Source organism: Enterococcus devriesei (assembly GCF_001885905.1).
Classification (GTDB): Bacteria; Bacillota; Bacilli; order Lactobacillales; family Enterococcaceae; genus Enterococcus_A; species Enterococcus_A devriesei.
In genome coordinates this window covers 63,527-87,625 of record NZ_JXKM01000006.1, presented here as the reverse complement: position 1 = coordinate 87,625, position 24,099 = coordinate 63,527, and the positions used below count along the sequence as shown (strand labels likewise).

General features: G+C 41.3%; 22 protein-coding genes. 3 read left to right on the top strand and 19 right to left on the bottom strand.

What is annotated here, in order from left to right:
* Positions 1-48: 48 nt before the first annotated feature.
* Positions 49-2,478, bottom strand: a complete 2,430-nt coding sequence (locus RV00_RS09950; RefSeq protein WP_071862454.1) for a glycyl radical protein — start codon at positions 2,476-2,478, stop codon at positions 49-51.
* A gap of 228 nt (positions 2,479-2,706) precedes the next feature.
* Positions 2,707-3,450 carry a DeoR/GlpR family DNA-binding transcription regulator gene (locus RV00_RS09945; protein WP_071862453.1) on the bottom strand — a complete coding sequence of 248 codons (744 nt, stop codon included), beginning with the start codon at positions 3,448-3,450 and terminating at the stop codon, positions 2,707-2,709.
* Positions 3,451-3,607: 157 nt separating this feature from the next.
* Here RV00_RS09945 and RV00_RS09940 point away from each other — a divergent pair, with 157 nt between their 5' ends.
* Positions 3,608-4,384 carry a glycyl-radical enzyme activating protein gene (locus RV00_RS09940; RefSeq protein WP_071862452.1) on the top strand — a complete coding sequence of 259 codons (777 nt, stop codon included), beginning with the start codon at positions 3,608-3,610 and terminating at the stop codon, positions 4,382-4,384.
* A 98-nt stretch (positions 4,385-4,482) separates the two neighbouring features.
* Here RV00_RS09940 and RV00_RS09935 read toward each other — a convergent pair whose 3' ends face one another.
* The 8 genes from RV00_RS09935 to RV00_RS09900 form a co-directional block, all read right to left on the bottom strand.
* Entirely contained in the window at positions 4,483-5,478 is a 996-nt protein-coding gene (locus tag RV00_RS09935; RefSeq protein ID WP_071862451.1) for a sugar kinase, read from the bottom strand.
* Between the two features lie 45 nt (positions 5,479-5,523).
* Positions 5,524-6,264: a 2-dehydro-3-deoxy-phosphogluconate aldolase gene (dagF, locus tag RV00_RS09930; RefSeq protein ID WP_071862450.1), complete on the bottom strand. Its 741-nt coding sequence runs from the start codon at positions 6,262-6,264 to the stop codon at positions 5,524-5,526.
* A gap of 13 nt (positions 6,265-6,277) precedes the next feature.
* Complete coding sequence (locus RV00_RS09925; RefSeq protein WP_071862449.1) at positions 6,278-7,372, bottom strand: DgaE family pyridoxal phosphate-dependent ammonia lyase; 1,095 nt, start codon at positions 7,370-7,372, stop codon at positions 6,278-6,280.
* The gene (locus tag RV00_RS09920) at positions 7,362-8,468 is read right to left on the bottom strand and encodes an amidohydrolase/deacetylase family metallohydrolase (RefSeq protein ID WP_071862565.1); all 1,107 of its coding nucleotides are present in this window, start codon (positions 8,466-8,468) and stop codon (positions 7,362-7,364) included. Before RV00_RS09920 ends, RV00_RS09925 begins: the two co-directional genes overlap by 11 nt.
* An 8-nt stretch (positions 8,469-8,476) precedes the next feature.
* Positions 8,477-9,565, bottom strand: coding sequence for a DUF871 domain-containing protein (locus RV00_RS09915; RefSeq protein WP_071862448.1), 1,089 nt, complete (start codon positions 9,563-9,565; stop codon positions 8,477-8,479).
* Positions 9,562-9,825, bottom strand: a complete 264-nt coding sequence (locus tag RV00_RS09910) for a hypothetical protein (protein WP_071862447.1) — start codon at positions 9,823-9,825, stop codon at positions 9,562-9,564. The genes RV00_RS09915 and RV00_RS09910 overlap by 4 nt, the downstream gene beginning before the upstream one ends.
* Positions 9,826-9,893: 68 nt before the next feature.
* Positions 9,894-11,243, bottom strand: coding sequence for a PTS sugar transporter subunit IIC (locus RV00_RS09905; RefSeq protein WP_071862446.1), 1,350 nt, complete (start codon positions 11,241-11,243; stop codon positions 9,894-9,896).
* Between the two features lie 193 nt (positions 11,244-11,436).
* Complete coding sequence (locus RV00_RS09900) at positions 11,437-12,138, bottom strand: GntR family transcriptional regulator (protein WP_071862445.1); 702 nt, start codon at positions 12,136-12,138, stop codon at positions 11,437-11,439.
* A gap of 246 nt (positions 12,139-12,384) precedes the next feature.
* Here RV00_RS09900 and RV00_RS16425 point away from each other — a divergent pair, with 246 nt between their 5' ends.
* Positions 12,385-12,534 (top strand): hypothetical protein, encoded by a 150-nt coding sequence (locus RV00_RS16425; RefSeq protein WP_169818947.1) that lies wholly within the window; start codon positions 12,385-12,387, stop codon positions 12,532-12,534.
* Between the two features lie 55 nt (positions 12,535-12,589).
* On the opposite strand, the gene RV00_RS09895 is transcribed toward RV00_RS16425, so the two are convergent.
* The 9 genes from RV00_RS09895 to RV00_RS09855 all read right to left on the bottom strand — a co-directional run bounded on the left by RV00_RS09895 (position 12,590) and on the right by RV00_RS09855 (position 23,531).
* Positions 12,590-12,952, bottom strand: coding sequence for a rhodanese-like domain-containing protein (locus RV00_RS09895; protein ID WP_071862444.1), 363 nt, complete (start codon positions 12,950-12,952; stop codon positions 12,590-12,592).
* A 6-nt stretch (positions 12,953-12,958) separates the two neighbouring features.
* Positions 12,959-13,483 (bottom strand): MarR family winged helix-turn-helix transcriptional regulator, encoded by a 525-nt coding sequence (locus RV00_RS09890; RefSeq protein ID WP_071862443.1) that lies wholly within the window; start codon positions 13,481-13,483, stop codon positions 12,959-12,961.
* Positions 13,484-13,627: 144 nt separating this feature from the next.
* Positions 13,628-15,088 (bottom strand): sucrose-6-phosphate hydrolase, encoded by a 1,461-nt coding sequence (locus RV00_RS09885; protein ID WP_071862442.1) that lies wholly within the window; start codon positions 15,086-15,088, stop codon positions 13,628-13,630.
* 9 nt (positions 15,089-15,097) lie between these two features.
* Entirely contained in the window at positions 15,098-16,966 is a 1,869-nt protein-coding gene (locus RV00_RS09880) for a PTS sucrose transporter subunit IIABC (protein WP_071862441.1), read from the bottom strand.
* Positions 16,959-18,671: an alpha-glucosidase gene (locus RV00_RS09875; protein WP_071862440.1), complete on the bottom strand. Its 1,713-nt coding sequence runs from the start codon at positions 18,669-18,671 to the stop codon at positions 16,959-16,961. Before RV00_RS09875 ends, RV00_RS09880 begins: the two co-directional genes overlap by 8 nt.
* Before the next feature lie 55 nt (positions 18,672-18,726).
* A complete protein-coding gene (locus RV00_RS09870; RefSeq protein ID WP_071862564.1) occupies positions 18,727-19,725 on the bottom strand; it encodes a LacI family DNA-binding transcriptional regulator in 999 nt (332 codons plus the stop codon).
* Between the two features lie 129 nt (positions 19,726-19,854).
* Positions 19,855-21,228, bottom strand: coding sequence for an MATE family efflux transporter (locus RV00_RS09865; RefSeq protein ID WP_071862439.1), 1,374 nt, complete (start codon positions 21,226-21,228; stop codon positions 19,855-19,857).
* Positions 21,229-21,282: 54 nt separating this feature from the next.
* Positions 21,283-21,738, bottom strand: coding sequence for a MarR family winged helix-turn-helix transcriptional regulator (locus RV00_RS09860; protein WP_071862438.1), 456 nt, complete (start codon positions 21,736-21,738; stop codon positions 21,283-21,285).
* 110 nt (positions 21,739-21,848) lie between these two features.
* Positions 21,849-23,531: a metallophosphoesterase family protein gene (locus tag RV00_RS09855; RefSeq protein ID WP_071862437.1), complete on the bottom strand. Its 1,683-nt coding sequence runs from the start codon at positions 23,529-23,531 to the stop codon at positions 21,849-21,851.
* 319 nt (positions 23,532-23,850) lie between these two features.
* On the opposite strand from RV00_RS09855, the gene RV00_RS09850 reads away from it, so the two are divergent.
* On the top strand, positions 23,851-24,057 hold the full coding sequence (locus RV00_RS09850; protein WP_071862436.1) for a DUF378 domain-containing protein: 207 nt from the start codon (positions 23,851-23,853) through the stop codon (positions 24,055-24,057).
* Positions 24,058-24,099 lie beyond the last annotated feature (42 nt).

The window sequence follows — 24,099 nt, the reverse complement described above, 5'->3', positions numbered from 1 at the left end:
TGAATCTTGGAATCTGCCTAGTCTTTTAATTGTTTGCGTTTGGTCTATCTACAAACTATGCTCCGTCCGCTCAATAATATCATCTTGGGTCGCCTTCGATAATACATTGAAGAACGCCGAATAACCAGCCACACGAACAATTAAATCGCGATGCTTTTCGGGGTGTTCTTGCGCATCTATCAAGGTTTCTCTTGAGACAACATTGTATTGGATATGATACCCGTGCAGCTTATTGAAGAAAGCCCGCAGCAGCATGATCAATTTTTGTTTGTCTTCTTCTTTGGCAAGTGTTTGAGGGTTAACCTTTTGATTCAGTAGCACACCGCCAAGAATATCTTCGGTCCGCAACTTCGACACGGATTTCAAGACAGCTGTTGGGCCGTTTTTATCCATGTTATGAGAAGGTGAACAGCCTTCTGCCAGCGGTACCCACGCATTTCGGCCGTCCGGCGTTGCCATGGTGGCTTTCCCTTGGCCGACATTCGCTGAGATCGATGAAGTTCCGGAATAGCGGATTCCACCGATTGGCCCCCGTCCATAGCGCGTATTGGGGTATTTGGCGATCTCATCGATGTAGCTGTCATAGGCTGCTGTAATTAATTGATCGACACGATCGTCATCGTTTCCGTATTTCGGTACATCATGTAAGATCATTTGCTGGATTTCTTGACCGCGCTCACTTGCATAATCTGTCATCAAGGCTTCCCACAATTCATTTGGCGTGACTTTTTCTTCATCAAAGACCAGCTGCTTGATGGCCGCTAATGAATCCGCCATATTGGCAATCCCAACTTGCAATCCAGAAATAAAATCATAGACCGCACCGCCTTCTTTCAAGGTCTTGCCGCGACCGATACAGTCTTCGGTTAACGCCGAGCATAAAATATCAGGCACATCCCGTTCTAATCCTAAATCAATCGCATTTTCTACGATCACACTCATGCGCGTCAGCTCACGCACCGTTTTGTCCCAAGCCATTTGAAGTTCCTCATAGGAATGCATCTCTTTGAAGTGCCCATAGCCTTGAACAAACCGTTTCCCTGAAACAGGATCGATCCCGTCGTTCATAGCGATCATCAAAATTTTCGGAAAATTCATATAGCTCATACCAGTACACCGATAGCCCCATTTTCCCGGAACCGCCGTTTCCACACAACCGATCGCACTATAATCATACGCATCCGCTTCCGTCACCCCTACCTTCATAAAGGAGGGAATAATGATCTCATCATTGTTGAAAGCCGGCATACCAAAACCTAGCTTCATCACTTCGATACACTCACTCATGAAACGATTGTCTAACCCCGCGTGATAACGCACGGTCAAATTCGGTTGCGGCAATTTGGTTTGGGCAACACTGCGTAAAACTAAGTACGATAACTGATTAACTGCATCTTTTTTATCGCGGGTTTGCCCGCCGATCGTAACATTTTGATAAAGCGGACTACCGGCACTACTGAACGTATGGGCTTGGCTACGGACCTTATTGACTGTCAACGTTTTGATCCAAAGGTTCGTCAAAAGCTCCACCGCTTGATCTTCCGTAATCGCCCCTTTTTCCAAATCTGTTTTTAAATAAGGATAAATGTATTGGTCAAAACGCCCATAAGATAAGGAATGACCATTTGATTCGATTTGTAAAAGTAATTGAATGAACCATGTCGCTTGAACCGCTTCTTGAAACGTTTCCGCTGGTTCATAAGGAACCTTTCCACAGATCCGGCTAATTTCTAATAATTCTGCGCGCCGTTTAGGATTCGCAGTTTCCGCCTTTTCTTTGGCTAACGCTGAGAAGCGTTCCGCAAAAGTCTTCACTGCGTCAATCATAATCAAAACTGCTTTGTAAAACTGATACTTATCCAAGCTTTCTGGAATCGTCAAATCTAATGCGGCTTTTTCCTTTTTCGTTCGTTCTTCATAGCCCTTCAACCCCACTCGCAGCATTTGTCCATAATCTACCGCCAAATGAGCATCGCCAGAATTCAGCTTGCCTTCCATCCCGAAAAAGCCGGTCTCCATAAAAACACTGACTTCATCTGGTAACAGTGCCCAGCCTTTGGCACGCAAATTATTATTTTCCCAAAATGGTGCGATGGAACGCAAGTCTTCTTTGGTTTTTTCCGTGATATAGAACACATCCCCATCACGCTTTTCAAACAAATCCAATTCATTCAAAACGAATTCCATCGTGTATTCCGGAAAAATTGGCGCATCCCGATTAGAAGAAGCCTGATTGCCTACGATTAACGTCTCTTCTTCAATAAAGATCGTCATTTTTTCTAAAATATTCTGCAACATCAGTGCCCGTTTCACTGTACTCGGCTGATTTTGATGCTGTTGATAGGCCTCCGTCGCAAGCAACGACCGCTCAGCATCAATGTACGGTTTTTTCGTCAGAACAGATTCACGAAAACGATTCATGCGATTCGTTAATTGACCAAAATACGGCGCGTTCAGTTCTTTTGTTTGGATATTCATGATTAGCCCTCCGTTTTCATTCGTAACTTATTTTATATTCTTTCGTAAATATAGTAGCATGTGAATAGAAATACAGTCAAGCGGATTTAAAACGATTTCAAAACAAAAAAAGATACTGCACCAATGTGCAATATCTTAAAAAATCTGAGCGTTTATTACGTTTACTAACAAACCCCGTGAACGAGAAATTAAATTTTTTTACAGCTATCTCCAATGTTTCCATCAGCTTTATACTGTAAAGACGTCAATCCCCTGCTGCTTCAAAAATTCCAACGCTGCTTGATCAATTCGCTGATCGGTAAAGACCTTACTGATCTCACTAAAAGCAAACTCGGAAACAACACCGTTTTGGGAAAACTTGCTGGAATCGGTCAAGACGATCGTTTGATTGGCAGCCGTCGCTAACGTTCGAGTAGTATCGCAGCGTGTAATGTCGCTACCGGTAAAGCCGCGACGTCGGTCAAACCCGTCAATGCCGACAAATAATTTATCGACGTAAAATTCACTAATCACTTGCTTGACCAACGGCCCCACGTTAACTTGTGATTCTTTTTGATATTCCCCACCGATCAGGATCACCTTGACCGATTCAGCCTTGCGGATGTAAGACGCGATAAAGCAGGAATTCGTAATGATGGTGATATCGTTACGATTAAAAGCCAACTCTTCTGCTAAAAGGGCACAAGTCGAGCCGGACTCGATCATAATCACCTCGCCGTCATTGACGATTTTACTAGCTTCCAACGCGATTTTATGTTTTAGATCATAGTTTTGCGCCAAGCGGTAATTGATGTCGTCCATATTGTTTAACAACGCATAACCATGCTGGCGATGCAAAAGACCACGAGCTTCTAATTTGTCTAAGTCTTTGCGAATCGTTACTTTCGAAACATTCAACAACTCCGAAAGCTCATTCACTTCGATTTTCTTTTTTTGACTGACAATCGCCAAAATCTCTTCTTCTCTTGACATACGCTCTTCTCCATTCACTTCTGTCATTGGCTTTAGCCTATCATAATTTTCTCTTTCGAACAACTTTCTGCTTATTTTATGTTTCGAACGTAATAAATAATATTTACGTTAATAATCATTTGTGATACACTCAACTTGACAACAGGGAGGGCTTCTTATGATTGATCAGGCATGCATTTTCAATATCCAAAAATTTAGTATTCACGACGGACCTGGTATTCGGACCGTGGTCTTTTTCAAAGGTTGCCCTTTACGTTGCTACTGGTGTTCCAATCCCGAGTCCCAAGCCGGAAAACCGGAAAAAATGTGGGACGCTCAAAAGAAGGCGCCGACGATCGTGGGTGAGTATAAAACAATCGACGAGATCATCGAAGAAGTTATGAAAGATGAAGTCTTTTACGAAGAATCTGGTGGCGGCGTCACTCTTTCCGGCGGCGAAGTCTTGTATCAAGCGGAATTCGCCACCGAATTGCTGCGGCAATTAAAAGCAAAAGGGATTCATACTGCCAGTGAAACCACCGGCTTTGCTAAAGCAGAAGTGTTCAAAAACTATCTCGAGCAAGTGGACCTACTTTATTTTGATGTGAAACATCACGATGAAGAGCAGCATAAAGCCGGAACCGGCGTCTCACTAAAGCCAATCCTGAAAAATCTCGCGTTAGCTATTGACCAACAACAGCAGTTAATCGTTCGGATTCCAGTGATCCCTAACTTCAATGATGGGCCAGCAAACGCCACTGCTTTTGCAAACTTATTCAACCAAATGAAAATCACAGCAGTCGAACTGCTGCCTTTTCACCAGTTCGGCGAAAAAAAATATACCTTTCTAGAACGCAGCTATCCCATACAAGATGTTCCACAACTTCATTCTGAAGAGTTGGATTATTTTAAGGAGATCTTGGAAGCCCATCAGATTCAGTGTCATGTTCAATAAAAAAGTACAGTTTTAGTCCTAGATCCTCCTGAATATAACAGCAAAAAGCTGAACCATACGTAAATGGGTTCAGCTTTTTATCATCATATTTCTTCTAATTAGCGAAGCAAATCGATTCCTGGATTTTTTAATACCGTGAGAACCTGTTCTTTGGTCGTCAAAGGAACATCTCCGTGAATCGTATGGGCTAAAACAGCATTCATTGTTGCGAACTCTACCGTCTCAACTATTGGCCAACTTTCAGCATAGCCAGCTAAAATACCAGCAGCATAAGCATCGCCAGCACCAATCCGATCCAAGATAGTTAGTTCATGTCTCTGACTAACCACCTGTTCCGTACGATTATAAAGAAAGCCCTGCAGTTGTTTTTGATTCTTTTCGCTTGTTCTTTTTGTCCCAGCGAAGCATTCTACTTGATAATTTTCCATAAACTCTCGGATCAATGCCTCCTCACTCGCGACCTTCTCCATCTGTAACAATTCAGTCAAATCCCTCGTACTGCCAAAAACGATATCACAATAAGGTAAGATCATTTCATATTGCTTTTTCATGAAGTCAAATTTATTCGGCTCAGTATTCAAACTAGGACGAAAGTTAAAATCAAAACAGACTTTTTTCCCCGCTTGAGCAGCTTTTTTTGCCAGTTCATGAGCGGCATTTCGTGTGTCATTTGTGAGACTTAAAGAGATTCCACAAATATGAATCAGGTCACTACCCTCAACGACTGCCTCAAAATCGTAAGCTGTCGAGTCACTTACTCCAAATGAACTATGATGACGATTTTGATAAGTGACTTGAGTGGGGCGTTGTCCAAAGCCATTTTCTGCGAAATAGCTGCCAATATGCTGGTGGGCAAAGTGTAGTAAATTTGGTCGGATCCCATATTTCATAAGCGCTGATTTGGCTACTTGACCTAAGCGATTATCTGGAAGCACCGTCACTAAAAAAGTTTCATAATTGAATTGGGCCAAGTTAGCCATGATGTTGACTCCAGTCCCCGTATAGTCCATCCGCAATTCGTTTGTTTGATCTAATAAGAAAGATTCAGGCGGGGTTAATCGCAGCATAACTTCGCCGAAAGCCGCAAATCTCATAGCAGTTCTCCTTCGTAAAACATTTTTATTTCTAAAATATAACAGTTAGCTCAAAACACGCATACACATTGTTAGCAATGCTTCGACATCTTCGGGACGTGTATCCCCTGTCTCTGAATCAATGATTGAGCTATAAACATGCGGGATAATCTTTTTAACACCAGCATCCACGGCAATTTGGAGAATTTCTTCAAAGTTTTCTAAATCGATTCCGCCGGTTGGTTCTAAATAGAAATCATAGTTTGCACAAGCTTCTGCTACTACTTTAAATTCTTCTTTATGGGCTAAACCCTTCATAGGAAAATATTTGATTGAACTTCCACCCATGTCTTGTAATAATTTAATCGCCGTCTCGATTGGAACGATTCCCGCAGCTCCCTGTGAACTTAAAGGGCCCGTTGCGATATTTACATAGCCGGCTTTACCTGTCGGAGATACTAAGCCGTTGATAACTGTCTCCGTTTGACCTAACAGTGCTCTTGAGGTGCCTACTCCAGTGAATACTTGGTTTACGTGCTGTGGTTGCAACTCTCCTGAGATGCGCGAGACCATCTGACTTTGGTTTGGATCTCCCGCACCTAAGCCAACGGACAACGCATTATTGGTAGCGGCTTGATAGCTTTTCATATCAGTGATTGCCGCTTCATCGCTGGCATAATTTTTTGATAATACTCCTAAAACAACGTGGCCTTCCGCTGCTTCATAACAAGCTTTAGCGTTTTCGACGGAGTTGGCTAAAACATTTAAACAAATTCGATCTTCTAAGTAGTTAGGTAATAATGACATTCTCTTACTCCTTTTATTTCATAATTTCTTGTAATCGTTTTTCGATCATACGCATTTCTTGCTCATTGACCGACCGAACATCAAATTCGATAATGCCATTATTGGCTTGGTACTCTCTCGTATACACAGCCGGAGACTCCGTCTTCAGTTTGGTGATCACCTCTTTTGCTGTTTGATTGCCAGAAACTTTCACACTTCCACGATAAATGTCTCTGCCCGCACCGTCTTGGACGATCGAAGCGGTCAAGCCATTGATTTGATTGACTGCTTCAATAAAGGGCTCTAACCGCAACTTCATGGCTGTACCTGATTCGCTGCCATTTTTCAAATAATCCTCAATCGCTTGAGTGAAGCCAAGAATATTATCTTTGCCGATCTTCATGGCTCTGCCAATCCCTTTACCTTGCAAGCGAACCCATTCGATTTCTGTTTTCTTACCGATCACTAAACCAGCGCTAGGGCCTTCAATCGCTTTTGCACCTGAATAGATGACTAGGTCTGCCCCGGCTTTACTATAGAAGAATAAGTCTTCCTCTGCAGCTGCATCAACGATCAGAGGTACGTGATTTCTCTTCGCTACCACCGCGGCTTCCTCAACTGACAGCATACTTTTTTGTACAGTGTGGTGACTCTTAATATATAAAATCGCTGCAGTCTCATCAGTAATCATCATCTCTAAATGATCCGCTGAGCACATATTGGCGTAACCGGCTTCTTTCACTCGACCGCCACCTTGCTCTACCATTACTTCCACAGGTGTTCCATAGTCTACATTATGTCCTTTTGGTAAAACAATTTCACGCTTTGTTATTCTTTCAGTATAAGGATGATAGGCGTGGTAACGATTTCCTTGCCCAATGACTGCTGCAATACTTTGAGCAATTCCAGCTGATGCAGAAGAAACGATCTGTGCGTCCTCAACCTTCAAAAGCTGAGCGATATAAGCGCCTGTTTTTTCGCTCAAATCAGCCATTTCAAAAAAGTGCTCACCACCGAAACGCTGCGCTTGTAAGACTGCTTCCGAGACTTTTGATACACCTAAGATAGTCATACGACCAGATGCGTTGATTACTTCTTTCAACCCTAACTTTTCAAAATTAATTGTCATAGATTTGACCCCCAATAATCGTTTTCACAGGCATAATGACTTCCTTTGCTGAACGGATATTTCCATTAGAATCAACTAATTCTCTGTTCGAGTTGTCAAAAGTAAAGACCGTGATGTCCGCATCATAACCTACAGCTAATTTCCCTTTATTTTTTAAATGGAAGCTTCTTGCCGGTACTTCTGTCACCTGCTTGAGTATCTCATCCCAAGAATACCCTACTACAAACAGTTTTTCCATCGTAGTTGCTAGGTCATAAACCGGGCCATTTTGACGATTACGTACATAAATATCTGAACTGATAGAATGACTTTTCATCCCTTCATTCAATGCTTGCTGGGCCACCGAGAAATTGAAGCTATCCGTTCCATGACCAATATCAAAAATAATCCCCTTACTATACGCATCCCAAACAAACGATTTTATCCGTTTAGTATTACGATCAAAGATGCCATTCTCTTTTCCATTGAAGCAATGCGTCAGTACGTCTCCCTTGTCCATCAATGCTAAAATCTCTGATAATTCTGGCGGCGCAGAACCGACATGTACCATTAAGGGCAGTTCGCTATACTCACTTTGAAATTCTTTGGCTAATTTTAATGGTTCAATTCCGCTGGAACCGACCACTGTTTTACTCATTCGGGCTTTTAAACCAACGATAAAATCGGGATATTCTTCAAGTGCTTTTTGGACAGCTTCACGCTGTACCTTCGTTAAATCTGCCAACTCATCTTGTTTAACGATTCCCCATTTGGAAATATTTAATAGTGCAAAGACATTTGTTTTGGTTTTTTTAGTCAATCGGCAAAAATCGCCAATATTTTCGGCTCCCGTCGTTCCAGCGTCAACCACCGTTGTGACCCCGCGTTTTACCCCGACTTCATCAGGATAATCGTAATAAAGAGTCATTTTTTCATAGCAGTGTACGTGGTCATCAATCCAGCCAGGAGAAACATATTGATCCTCTGTTAAAATAAGTTCCCCTTGACATTGATCCATAATTTTATCAGCAACTTCAACTATTTTCCCATCAGAAATTCCTAATTCAAATTTCTGTCCGTCAATCAATTTGGCATTTCGTACAATTAAATCCAACATTTTCGTTCCTACTTTTCTGTAAATTTGAATTTTGACCATGGGTGAATAAAAGGTAACAGAATTTTTTCCTCTTCAATGATCTGCCCTACTTTATTCTTTCTCGAATCCTTATGCGGCTGCAAAACAACCTGCAGCTCGTTTTTATATTTTCCGAAGGTGTCATTGCCGATCACGATATCCCCCGGTTGAAATTCGATGGAGTTATCATGAGGCGGATTGGTCTCTAGCCCATATTTTTTCCGAACAAATGTCGAACGGACCATTTGATCAGTAATATCTCCGCGACGATAATGTTGCTCAGTCAAAACAATCTGTTTTTCTACTTCATTGAAGTCGGGAACAAACTCCACAGTAAACGCTGTTTGATAACGATCCACTTCTCCCATCGCTTTTAATTCTGCCTCAGACGCATAGGCATTACCGATGATCACATCATCAATCAATTTGGTTGCAAATAGATGCTTCGTCGCTGTCTCTACCGGCAGATGACGATGCATTTCCAGCGTTGGTAAGCCATCGTTAATGTCCCAAGGACCAATATTTCCTGCTTGCGAAGTAATAAAGGCGGCCGTTCTGATTCCATAGTTTTTGAAGCGCTCACTGCATTTTACAAAGAAATCATACGGCAATGCCGTGCCTTCCTGCGGATAAAAATTATGACAGCCATACAAAAAAGGCGTATTGGCTTCATAAGTTAGGATATTATCTAGATAGGCTACATCATTACTCATATTCAATTCAATCGCCACACCAAAGGGATTATAAGTCAGCATCGCTTCCTTATTCCCGTCAAATCCCAAATCTAAGCGAATACCATCAGCCCCCAATTCGTGGAAGAAACGCATGTCATCATAAGAGATTTCTAACTCTTCAAAAATATTAGGAGCCACATCTAAAATTGTTTCATAACCAAGTTCTTTCGCAAAGAAAATTAACTCTTTATATTTCTTTTTAACAACTTCCTTGCCATCTGTGACCTCCAACATACTCATAAAAATTCTGCCAAATCCATACTTATGAGCCAATTCAATATAGGCCTTATCTTGATCAAGCTCACTGTGATCTGGATAAACTGAAATTCCTAATACACGTTTCATACGCTTTTCCCTCGTTCCATTTCGTCAAATTTTGAGCGGTATTTATAAGCAATCAAAGAAGCTGAACAGACTGTAATCGTCATCACCAAGAAAGAAGCGATATGTAAAAGAATACCCAATACGATTGCTAGAAAAATAGCTCCTAATGAACCTAATAAAATATATCTAAGTTTTATGTTTTGAAGCGTTTCAGGCAATTTCCCTTTTTCTAAATAGATATGACTTGCAAAAAATAGAATGATTACATAAATCAGATTCATACTATCACCGAAGAGGATAGTCAGTTGACTATCCTCTAAATCCCTTCTACGTAAATTTTGATTCCTTTTTAATTCGAAGTTGCACCTTGTAACTGTTCAGCCTTGGCCTTTTTCGCTTTCTCTTCAGCTTCGACTTCAGCTGCTTCACGAGCCAATTGTTGTTTTTCAAAAACCTTGAAGAAGGGATAATAAATTGCCATAGATATCAAAAAGTTAATGATAACTAAGATAGCCGCACCGATACTCCAATCCGTACTCATCCAAGCCGCAATCGGCGCTGGAATGGTAAATCCATAACGCGCTACCATCATTGGGATTATTCCTGATACCGTCAAAAAGTACGAAAGTGTTGTAGTAACTAACGGAGCAACGATAAAAGGAATCCCTAGCAACGGGTTCATTACGATTGGTGCGCCGAAAATCATTGGTTCATTAATATTGAATAATCCAGGTAAGAAGGACAAGCGGCCTAGGCTCTTTAGATATTTTGATTTTGAAAACATAAAGAAAACAACTAAAGCTAATGTCGTTCCAGCACCACCAATCCAGATAAACCATTGTAAAAATTGCTCTGTAAAAATATTTGGCATCGCATGAGCGCTTGCGCCATCAGCGAAAGCTTCCATATTTTCAGCAATCGACAATTCCCAGAATGGACGGATCACCGGCCCCATAATCGCAGGGCCATGAATTCCCAGTACCCAGAAGAAACAAATCAGGAATACAGTCAACAATCCACCAAACAGACTATTACCAGCCAAAACATCTTTAAACGGCATCAATAAATTACTTAAAAAACCGTTGATATCAAAGCCGATCATATGACGAACTACCCAGAAGAACAACAGGATAGCACCACCGGGAATCAATGCCATAAATGAATTGGTCACTTCTGGTGGAACCCCCTCAGGCATTTTGATCGTAATGTTCTTTTCAATAAAGATTCGATAAATCTCAACAGAAATAATTGCTGTCACAATCGCACCAAACAATGATGCTGCGCCTAAATTAGCAATATTAATATAACGTCCAGCATCAATCACGCCATCGACATTATCAAAGACTCTTAATGGAGGTGCCGCGGTAACTAAGAAAGACATCACCGATAAAATACCAGCCGTTAAAGAATCTACTTTATAGCTATTCGCTAATTGAGAGGCAATACCAAAGGTTGCGTACAGCGCTAGGATACCGACCGTATAACGAAATGGAATATCTAAAATTGGCAAATAAGGTTCAATTATTGCAGCAATCGACGGAATCGGGAAATTTAAGAAAATAGTAAAAAAGGAGCCGACAATCGTCAGCGGCATTGTTGCTACGATTCCCTTTCTGATTGCCATCATATGTCGCTGTGTTCCGATTTTATTCGCGAAAGGCATCAATTTTTGTTCAAGTGAATTTACAAGTCTGTCCATTTTTTAACCTCCGTTTATAACATTATAATGTTTACAAATGAATACTATCATACAACGCTGCGACTGTAAACGCTTTTTTGATTCCGTTTTTTTTATTTTTTTGTCAAATTTGATTAAATACGTTAGAATCCTTGACTTCGTGGCTATTTTCTCTATAAATAAAAAGCTGCGGTAAATTCACCACAGCTTTTTGTTAGGTCTCATATTCAATTTGATAGGCATGATCCGATGTATTGTATAATGCTTCTGAGTATTCAATCACTTTTTGATCATAATCATAGGATTTTCGAATTCTTTTCAAAGCTAGCGTTTCTTTTGTTTTTAAAAGGTCCTGCTCCTCATCGTTTAATGCAATTGCTATAAAATCATCTATAAATCGATCAATGTCTAACCCATTTTGGTAAAGAATCCGATAGAGTGAATCTTGCTCAAGATCCGCTTTAGTAACTTTGTCCAAACCAACGGGCAAATAATGATTGAAATAAATATAAGGTTTTCCATCTAGCAAGTACATTCGCTGAAAACAAATCGCTTCCTCACCAAAGTATTCAAACACTGGATCTTCTTTTTTTAACTTGATCTTTTTCACATCTAGAATAATCTTTTCGACATTTCGCTGTGAATTTTCAAGTATCTGAGTGAAGCTAATTGCTTTTGATAGTTTATTGTACGGGCGCTCACTGAGAACGGTCGTCCCTTTTCCGCTCTTTTTCTCCACATATTCATCACCCGCTAACAGTTCGATGGCCTTTCTAACTGTGATCTTACTTACCTTGAAAAGTTTTTCGAGTTCAGTCTCTGATGGTAACATCGTTCCTACCGGGTATTTACCGGAAAAGATATCCTCTTTTATTTTTTCAGCGACTTCCAGATATAACACACGAGTTTTTTTCATATCTACCACCTTTCCATCGTTTATTATTCTTCATTTAGAATAGCATTAAGACTAGCGTTTGAAAAGCCAGATTCAACTTCATCATCAAATATGATGAAGCCTTTTCAGTTCGGAAGATTTTCTAGAATATTTACCAAATAGATTGACCATCACCCTAATTCAAATAAAATTAATCGCTATCACCATTGCCTTTCCCCTTCAACTTATGTACTGTTTAAGTAATAAATAAAGAGCAAGGAGGTCCCTATGACATTCAAGCATATCGTTGTCTTTACTGTGAAAGAATTCAACAAAAACACCGAAAAAGATGGCTATCTGCCTCAAAATGGTGTTGTTATCAATGCCTTTGTGAATTCCACTGGTTTTAATTCTGTCGCTGTCGGTTATGAAAAATAGTTATTGGCTAAAAAAAGAGTGGTTAACGATTCCTTCTTCGTTAACCACTCTTTTTTTATAATTCTTCGATCGGCAAGTTCATGCCTTTCCAGCCTTCCATCGCACCAGCCAGTTCGTAAGCTTCAAAGCCGGCTGATAACAGAATCAACAGAGCTTCTTTGCCTAACGTTGTACCACCAGTCCAGTCGTAGACAACATAGGTCTTATTTTTATCCAATTCAGCTAAATGATCTGCTAAATCTTTGGCCGGCATCGCGATTGCACCTTTGATTTGGTCTTTTTTTACTTGTGCTGGAGCGTTGCGGACATCTAATACGACGTAAGGGGAATCTTCCTTATCCATATTTTGTAAAACAACAAAGTGGTTGATATATAGGCTCAAGTAGGTTTTTAATAGCTCAATTTTCTTTTCGTTCATTTTTTATTACTCCATTTCTTTCGTTAATTTGGTAGTGCCTTGTTTAATTTTATTTAATAGGTAGAAAAACTGGTCGATCTCTTCTTCGGACAATTCCTCCGTCAGTGTATTAACAAATTCAAAGTTATCCGGTAAAAAAGCTTTCAGAACTTCTTTGCCTTGATCAGTCATTTGGATTTGAACCGCCCGTTTATCTATTAGTGACGGGATTTTTTTGACCCACTGCTCTTTTTCCATACTGTTTAATAGCTTGGTGATTGTTGCTCGTGAAGCCCCGAGTTTTTCTGCCAATTCAGATGGCAGCAGACTATTTTCTTCCGCTGAATTCAAAAACATCAAAATAATAAACTTTGATTCAGACAGACCGTACTGCGCTAAGACTTGATCGTAAGCCTTCTGCATCTCGCGATAGGTCCACTGCAGATCCAAAAACAATAGTGCCTGTTCTGAATTTGAAGATTTCGCATATTGATCAACAGTCACCTGCATCCGCTGATTGTTGGGTCGATCTTTGAACGTAAATCTTTCCATGATTTTCTCCTTCGAATATAATTAGCCGGCTAACTATATTTAATATAAACTTATTTTGCTAAAAGTCAACTTGTTTTGCTCAGATCTTTTCATCCAAAAAAAAGAAGGCTCTCGTCCATGCGCACGTCAAGAACCTTCACTTTATTATTTTTCTAATAAATAATAATCCAACTGAAACTTTCGATTTCCCCTCACAAATAAATTCAGTTGCTGGGGCGTTGGATAATAAGCTGCTGTCATCGTTTTTAAGCCGTGATTGAAAAATAGTTCGCAGGTGGAATGATCCACAAATAATCTCAAATGAAGAGGGCTATTTTCTTCCAAGACCGTCTCGCGTGTTTCACCAAAGGCAGGATTTAGTGGCTCGTCTGTTTTACGGCGGTCAAGTCGGACTTTACCAACTGTTGTATCATATGTTAATGACAGAGATTGTTCACCTTTTTCATCCGCAAATAGCTGAACAACTCCTTGCGTATTTTTCGGGATAACCATTTCTAACTCGTAGCAATTTGTAGTTTCTTTGGTCACGGCTTCATTGGACTCGACTATCAACTGCTCATAACTTCTTCTCAATTCTTTTGTCTCAGCGACTGGGTATTGTAGCAACTGTCCGTCGATTATTTTTAGTTCCTTGACTAAGCTTAAACAATGGGCCCAGCCATCTTCAAAGGTTGGATAACTCATTTCCGGCAAGCCGATCCAACCAATGCTCAAGCAGCGTCCGTCTGGCGCCGTGAAGGCTTGGGTGGCGTAAAGATCAAATCCTTCATCTAGTAATTGCTGCGGTGCGGGATTTTCCAGGCTGTTCGTTTCTTTCTTGTAAGCATCCGCCAAAATATAGGTGTTAGGATAGACATTTTGATAAGGCAACGTCTTCTGGTTCAACCCTTGAGGACAAAGTAAAAGCAGTATCTTGTCCTCGATAAATAATAGATTCGGACATTCAACCATAAAACCAAGATCTTGCGAAATAGCGAGTGTTCCTAGATTCCTCCATTTCTTCAAATCATAACTTTCGTAAACAAGGATTGTTCCTTTTTCCCCAGTCGTTTGTGCTCCAATGATCATTAGATAAGTTTCTTTATAGCGGATAATTTGTGGATCACGAAAATGGGCAGTGATTCCCTCAGGCATTTGCTTGATCAAAGGTTCTTCGATTTTTTCGATTACACCATCAGTGTCCATCCAAGCTCCTAATTGATAACTATGACGTTCCCAAGCCTGATCCCGTACATTTCCGGTATAAGCGAGAAATAATTTTTCTCCCACCGGTAGTCCACTGCCGGAATAAACACCCTGAGCATCATAAACTGAATCTGGTGCTAGCGCCAATCCCTTTTCTTCCCAATGAATCAAATCCGACGAGCTAACATGATACCAAGATTTCAGACCATGCACCGCTCCAAAGGGGAACGCTTGATAAAACAAATGCCATTCACCGTTGAAAAAGCTAAAACCATTAGGATCATTCACCAGACCAGTCACTGGCTGAATGTGATAATTCAACCGCCAATTAGAAGCCTGGATAGTATTTTTTAAATGTTCAAGATAGTCCGCTGGCCAGTCCTGATAGGAACGGTAGCGTTGTTCTTGTGTCCACTCCATCTTCTCCACCTACGATCCAAGAATTGGTAAAACGTAATCTTGATTGTATTCCAGCCCAGCGATTGCTTCTTTTGAATCGGTGATGATCACCATAACCGTCGCATCTTTGCCGTTTTCTGCAATCATTTTTAAATTGACCGTACCGATTGCTTGTCCTTGTTGAACTTTTTCGCCGACTTTGATTTTCAGATCAAAAGGCGCACCATTTAATTCCACGGTGTCTATTCCAAGGTGAAGCAATAATTCCATCCCATTGTCAGCCACGATTCCAATCGCGTGCTTCGTTGGCGCGATCATTTTTACCATACCTGAGACCGGTGCTTTGATTGTTTCGGTGCTTGGTAATACCGCAAAGCCTTCCCCCACCATTTTACTGGCAAAAACCGGATCGTTGACCTCTGAAATCGGAATGATCTCCCCTTCAATTGGTGAATATACTTTTACATTTTTTGTATGTCCTTCCGTTGGAAGAACGGTTTCGACTTTGGTATCATTTTTTTTGATAACAAATAGATTCGTCAAAATGAAGGCTAAGACAAAGGTAGCGACTCCAACTAAAACGTACGTAATGACTTGATAAGGCTGATAAATGTACATTAATGGTGATAACAACACGGCCAATCCGTAGCTATTTGCTTGAATGCCTAATAATGACAGAACCATGCTGCCGACTGCAGAGCTTCCTAACATGACTAAGATCGCTTTCATTCCTGTCCGCATCACCACACCGAATAACGCCGGTTCACTGACCCCTAGCATTTGGGTGACAGTCGCAGAGATCCCAGCCGTTTTAATTGAAGCACTCTTCGTTCGCAAAGCAATCGCTAAACAAACTGCCGCATTGGCAAAACCATACATCGCACACACCGTGATCAATGGATTGAAGCCCGTCGTGGCAATCAAAGACGTTTCAATCATGATAAACATATGATGCATCCCGGTCATTACCGCGATAGGATAGAGGAATCCAATAATCAAACCCCCGATGCCGAATGGTAAATGCAGGAACATTTCAATTACTTTGACCGCTTGGCTTTCAAACGCATGGACGATAGGGCCTAAAACAAACAATGCTACAAAGACAGAAACTAAGATCACAACAAAAGGCGTGAAGATCAGATCCATCGCATTCGGCATTACTTTACGTAATTTTTTCTCTAACGTGGCACCGATCATACCGGTAATCAGCGCCGTTAAGATCGAGCCTTGATAGCCGACTAAAGGAATCACCCCGAAAGCCATAATTGGTTCAGCCGTTCCTCCTGCTACCGCGTAGGCATTCGGCAAGGCCGGCGAGACCAGCATCAGACCGATTAGGAAACCAATGATTGGCAATCCCCCCATTTTTTTAAAAGCTGACCAGCAAATAAAAGCCGTTAGAAACCCAAAAGCCGTATCCGTTAAAACAGTCACAGAGGCACTCAACCATGCTGGAATACTATTTGGCGTTAAGCCCATCGTGTGCAAAACGGTTTCATTGAACAAGACACCTTTTAATCCTAAGAAAAGTCCCGTAGCACCTAAAATGGGAATGATCGGAACAAAGATATCCGCGATATTCCGGACTGCTCGCTGCAATGGCGAAGAATCGTCTTTGGCCATTTGATCTTTGGAAACTTCATTAAAAGAATAGAGCGACTGTAGGGCCGCATAGACCTTATTCACAATGCCGGTACCTAAAATAATTTGATATTGCCCCGCATTGTAAAAGACGCCTTTGACTTCTTCCACTTGTTCCACTTGAGTATCATCGATCGCTTTTCGGTCTTTGACTTGCAGCCGTAAACGGGTGGCGCAGTGAGTAGCGGAGACAATATTGTCTTCCCCTACCACTGCCACGATTTTTTCTGCGATCTCCGAATAGTTTGTTTTAGTCATGCTTTTCACCCTTTCTGATTACAACTGCTTGGTACGGTTGTAATACCTGCGTTCCATCCGTCAGTTCTACCGTAGGATAATTATTTAACAAGATTTCCCCTGAAGCTTGGACCTTGTGCTTTTGATTGCTTAAATTCACAAAAATCTGAAGCGTCTTTTCTCCTACTCGCTCATAACCAATCACTGCATCCGCGGTTTCCAATGGTACGAAATCGCCGTAAATCAATGTGTCGCGATAGATTGAATGATTCCGCAATTGGATCATTTTTTTGTAGAAAGTCAAAATAGAATCTGCTTGATTGATTTGATCAGCCGCATTGACTTGTTTTTGATCTCCTGTCAGTTTTAACCAGGGAGTCGCTTCACTAAAGCCAGCCTTGTCCGAGGCATCCCATTGGAAAGGGGTACGATTATTGTCTCTCGAACGCTGATTAACAAAATTCAATGCTTCTTTCTCAGAAAAGCCTTCCAATAAAGAACGCTGATAGTTATCGATACTGGAAACATCATTGAAATCTTCAATTGTTGTTCGTTGGAAGTTTTTCATGCCGATTTCTTGGCCTTGATAAATAAACGGCGTTCCTCTTAAGAAGAAAAATAAGGCTCCTAGTGCTTTTGCGCCTATCTCATTTTGATAGCGTTCATCAGTGATATATTTCGATAAGGACCGAGGCTGATCGTGATTTTCTAAAAAATTCGCCCCCCAGCCACTGTTTTGAATCGCTGTTTGACTCTTGAACAATAATTCTTTTAAATCTTGTGGCTGCCAATTCGTTCGGCGGAACCACTCGCTTCCGTTCTCTACATCCACGTCCGCATAATGAAAATCAAAAATCATATTGAAATAGCCGTCCGACCCAATGTATTGATCGTATTGTTCATAAGGAACGCCTGGCGCCTCCCCGACACTGACACATTCATATTTTTGGAATGTTTCCCGATTCAATTCAGCTAAGAAGTTTTCAATCCCTGGGCGATTGCGGGTCTTTTCTTTGACACTACCAAGCCCATCACTACCATCCACGGCAACATCACTGTAGTCCTGATCTTTTTTAATAAAAGTGATGGAATCGATCCGAAAACCGGCAATTCCCTTTGACAGCCACCAATTGATCATTTCATAAATATCCCGTCGCAATGCCGGATTTTCCCAATTCAGATCCGGCTGCCGTTTGTCAAACGTATGGAAGTAATACAAATTCTCCTCATTCGGCACTGGTTCCCAGACACTGCCGCCAAAGATCGAACGCCAATTATTGGGTGGATTCCCTTCTTTGCCTGATTTAAAAATATAATAATCACGATAAGGACTCTTAGCATCGGCTAACGCCGCTTGAAACCAAGCATGTTCATCCGAGGAATGGTTGACTACCAGATCAAGGATCAATTTGATTCCTCGCGCTTTGGCTGCTTCAATCAGCTCATTCAAGTCTGCCATTGTGCCAAATTCTTTTTGGATACCTTTATAATCAGCTATATCGTACCCATTATCAACCATTGGCGAGGTGAAAATCGGACAGATCCATAGCATCGTGACCCCTAGTTCAGCTAAATAATCCAGCTTTTCCGTGATCCCTTTGATATCGCCGATACCGTCATTATTACTGTCATAGAAACTTTTCGGATAAATTTGATAAACTACCTCTTCTTTCCAAAACTTTTTGTCTTCATCAACCAAGTTCTTTTCTTTTAAAAGCATCTCCATAATTTAAATCTCCTTTTGTGGTATCGATACCATATTTGTTTTAAAGAAAATCCGCTTATGCAGATTTTCGAATAATCAATTCTAAAACTAATTCTGTCTGATCTAACTGATAGCTATTCCCTTCCATTTTCGCAATCAGCAGGTTGGTCGATTCTCTGCCTAATGCTTCGATTGGCTGAGCGATCGTCGTCAACGGTACCGCTAAAATCCCAGTAAAGGGCTGATTATCAAAACCTAAAATCGCTAAATCCTCTGGAACTCGCTTCCCCTTTGAAAGATAGGTTTCTAAAATACCGCTGGCTACTTCATCACTACTAGTGAACACTGCGTCAGGTCGAAGCTCTGCCGGCAGCGACAGCATCTTCTCGGCAACTTGCCGGCCATCTTCAATTGAATGAATCTGTTTGAAAATCCAATCGATCTTCATTGCTAAGTTATGGCGATTTAAAGCTCGTTCAAATCCTTCGGTCCGAGAATTCCCATGACCGCCGCGAGTCAATGTTCCACCTGTACAGTAGGCGATTTTTTTATAGCCTTGATTGATCAAATATTCCGTCGCCTGATAGCTTGCCGCCTCTTGATTGGTAAATACTTGCGGTAGCTTTGCATCAGGGATCTGTTCGTTGCATAATACGATCGGACCATACTCTTGATAGGCTTCAATAACTTTGGCATCGCCTTCGATCGAACACATGATTAGTCCAGAAATCACTTGCTGTTTCAACATTTCCAACATATTAGTCTCCGCCTGTTTATCATCATAGGTCTGCATGACTAAAACATTATAGCCATGATGCCGGGCATTTTTTTCGATGGAATCCACCAAATGAGAAAAAAATGGATTCGCGATGCGAGAGACTAAGATCCCAATCATCGTCCCCTTTTTCGAACGCAGCTGGGTGGCTACGGAACTTGGGGTGTAATCCAATTCACCCATTGCGGCTTGAATCCGTTTCCGTTTATCTTCAGAAATATAGGGATGGTGATTCAAATATCTTGAGACTGTCGAGACAGACAGTCCGGCTTTTTTCGCCACGTCTTTGATTGTTGCCAATTCTTCACCGCCTTGTGGTATCGATTTCACAAATAGCATACAATGCTCTGATCTATTTGTCAATCTATTTTATGAAAAAAGCGAATCAAGCAATACCGCTTGATTCGCTAACTATTTCTATGAGTTAATTTACCCTTCATAATCAACCGTCGCTAGTGTCTCTTCTTTCGTCAACTGTTTGATCCCCATGTAATACCAAATGCCAGTCAATACTACCGAAACCCCATCAGCAAACGGTGCCGCATGTAGCAAACCGTCCATGCCCCATTGTCGCGAAAAAATCAAAATAGCCGGGATCAATAAAATGATTTGCCGTGTCAAGGTCAAGAAGATCGCAGAACGAGTCCGTCCAGTGGCTTGGAAAAAGTTCGAAGCGACGATTTGAAAACCAATCACTGGTAAAAATAAAAACCACGACCGTAAGGCTTTACTACCAAAAGCCACCAACTCTGGTTCACTGTTGAACAGACTGACCAACAGCTCTGGCGCCACTCTGGTGATGATCCAGCCAACAGCGACAATCGTCGTGGCGGTTAAGATCGCTAACTTCTGTGCTTCTTTGACTCGCTGATATTTTTTGGCGCCAAAGTTGAAACTAACGATTGGCTGCGCCCCTTGGACCAAGCCGGTGATAGGCATCAAGAGAATTGTTTGCACACTATTGACGATCCCCATTCCAGAGACGGCGATATCTCCGCCATAAGCCAATAAATTCATATTCAACACCACATTCAGTAAGCTATTTCCTAACTGCAATAAGAAATTAGGTAAGCCTAGAGCCGTGATCCGTGTTGCAATATGGAGCCGGATCCGCATATTTTTCAGCTGAATCTGATGATGACTGCGCCGGCTAAAAAAATAAGCAAGAATCCAAGCCATCGAAATAAATTGAGACAAAATCGTCGCGGCCGCCGCCCCTGACATGCCCATTTTAAAGACATAAATGAAGATCGGATCAAGAATAATATTGACGCCGGCACCCATAAACATCGTGATCATCGCCAATTTTGGTTGACCGTCTGCCCGTAAAAAATTATTCAAACCTAGACTAACGATTTGAAAAACAGCCCCAAAGAAAATGATGCGCATATATTCTGTCGCAAAAGGCAACACCGTTTCACTGGCACCAAACAACTGTAAAACCGGTCCTAAAAAAAGCTGCCCTAAAATCATAAACAGCACTCCGCTGAAAAGCAGCAAAGAAAAGGCATTTCCTAAAGCCAATTCTGCCTCTTGCGGCTTCTTCTCTCCCAGTTTCATGGAAAAAAGTGTCGCACCTCCGACACCAAATAATAATCCGATGGAAAGCAGAATGATCATGATCGGAAAACCGATAGTGATACCCGCTAGTCCGTTTGCGCCTAAATCAGGCGCATTGCCGATATAAATGCGGTCCACCACATTGTACAATGCGTTGACCATCATGCCGATAATTGCTGGAATCGAAAACTTGATTAATAAATTTGAAACCTTCTCAGTTCCTAAAGGATTTGTTTCTTCCATCTTATTCTCCTCACTTGTGTTCAGACTTTTTTACTAACTTCTCAGTTAAAACTTTTAACGATCGATTGTTGAGTGTTTCTCCTTGTTTTTTTCAAACTCATCCACTTTGTCTACCAACTCTTCTAAGATGGAAAAAATGGCTTGTTGTTTTTCTTCATCAAAGTCCCCCAACAGAATCTTATTCCATTCAAGCAAACTATTTTTGATGCCTTCTCTGATGGCCACCCCTTCGTCTGTCAAAAAGACGCGGTTACAGCGCTTGTCTACTTGATCCTTTTCTTTTCTTACAAACCCTTTTTGCACCAAAGCTTGAATCGTCCGAGTCATCAAGGCCTTGTCCACTTGCAAATAATGAGCAATCTCTTCTTGAGTCACTCCCGGATTTTCATAGAGGAACATCAAAACCGGCTGCTCCGCGGATGTAATGTGATAAGGTTTCAACGCAGTATTTAAATAGATCTGATTCTTGCGATACAAAATCGAGATCAATCTTCCAGGGACTTTATCCATAGTTACCTCCAACTATTAATTGACTTGTCAACTATTATTTTAAGAGCAGCTCGTTGATAAGTCAACTATTATTTTACAAAAAAAGGATCTAACGAATTCGTTAGATTCCTTTACTTTTCGCTGTTTAAAAGACTCAGCAACTCAAACCCGGTATTAACCTTTGAATAGATTGAACAAACCACAAAAAGTTTTTTTCCGCCAAACGCAACTTTTGCGAAGCGGCTGGAAGAAGCTGGGATATGATGATGTCCATGAATCACACCGAGAATATTGTATTCCGCAAAAAGTGCTTCGATTCCCGGTTCTTGACAAATATTTTCCTTATTATACGCTTCGCTCGTTGGCGATAGTAGGCTTAGCTCATTAAACAGTGGCGCGTGAGAGACGATCACTGTTGGCATTTCTCGATCCTCTCCCAGCAACTCGTTCAATGTTTTCAAAATAAAACGTTGAACGGCTGCTCTTTTTTGGACTAAAGCTACGGGGATCGTCAGCCCAATATAACGAACGCCATCATGGATCAGACTTTCATTGTTCAATACGTGCATTTTCGCAAAACGTTGCGTCAACTCTTCTTTCACTACTCCATAAAAAGAATCATCGCCAATCGGCAATAGATATGAGGCTTCAGCTGGATCAGTCGTTAAAGCTTTAAACCATTCATAGCGGAAAAATGAGCGCCATTTTTTCCACTCATTCGTCGTGGTATCCGCGCTTTCTGGCAACACATCCAGTAATTCGTGCATTCCCATAACATAGATTCCGACAATCTCTTGATCCTTTACTTTAGAATCTGAAACATCTCCCGCTAAAATATTAAAGTTTCGATTGACGAAAGGCAACAGCCCCTCTGTCGCATGAATATCCGAAAGTACATTGATCAAGTTCCGATTTTCGGCGGAATGGACGTTTTCAAAGGATTGCGCCAATTCATCTGGATGAACGCTATGGGCAATATAATTCTCGCGTAAATGGGCGAGCTCTTTGCCATATTCCGAGCGCAATAATGGCCGAGTGTTGATCAGCGGCTGATTCGTTAGCTGCAATGCATTTTCGATACCTTGCTGCACTTCCTGCGGCAATAAAGCTAGAGCTGGCTCAATATTCGAATGAATCGACAAATTATTTTCTAATAATAAAGGATCAGGTTCAGTCGAATCCAACAATTGCACATTTCCTCCATCGATCATCAAGGGTAGCGCATTGGTCGCCTGTACAACAAAATTCAAATACTCCGAAAGATAGCCGGAGATACCGGTTTTAAGATTCTCGCTAAATAAAAACTTTCCGGCTAAATTGGCTGACAGCGGGCCCGTTTCATCGTGCTGCATTAAACGCCCGGTTACTTGGATCTCTAGTAAAGGATTTTGTAGGATCGCATTGTAGGCCTGTTTCACTTCAAAAGAGTTTTCGCTTACCTTTTGACCTGAGACTTGAAAAATACTTTTGACCAAATATTTTTCGATCGTTGATTGGTGCAATTCGATATATTGGCGAACTCCCTCTGGCCGTAACAAGTATTGAATTCCCGCTCGCTGAATATAATTTCGCGCAGTATCATAAGGAATCGCCGAATATACCAAATCCCCCTTTGTTGAGATACTCAAGGAGTTGTCTCGTGTATTATAGGTCAGTTGAAAATAATCATTTTTAAAGACCGTCTTATTGACTGGGCGGCGCTTGTTCTCTGGGAACAGCTCGATGCGAGAGGCTAAAGCTGGTGGCATGCGGACTTCATTAGCTTGAGGTAAAAAATCTGCTCGTCTGCTGAGTTTCTTTTCATCGTCTGTCAATCAAGCACCTCCTTTTTCATAGTTTCTATTTGCGAAAATTATACCGCAAAAATTAATCAGATAGACGTTTCTGATAGAAAAATTTTGTGCGTTAAGCTTTCTCTAAGCTTTGCCTTGTACACTGCATTTGTGGATGAACTTGGTGTTTAAACTCACGAGTGGGACTTAAAACGACGGTTTGTTTCATTTACACATGAGGTGCAGGTTCGATTCCTGTCGTCCACATTTTGAAATAATTCCACCTCGCTATGAGCAGATAGATAGGTAGCCCCCTCTAAGTGTGGTACTGTTAACGGAATCAGAAAGGAGGATAAACCACATGAAATACCTAGATATAATTGCTTTAGTGTTATTAATTATCGGTGGAATCAATTGGTTATTAGTCGGTCTTTTTGAATATGATTTAGTTGCAGCAATTGCAGGTGGAAGTACAGCTATTTTGGCTAAGATTATATATATTGTTGTTGGGTTGTGTGCGCTTTATTGCTTGAAATTCATCCCAGCCTTTGCAAATAGAGCGGAGTAACTCCCTTCTATCTGCTTTGAAAAAACAGGGCTCGCAACTTGC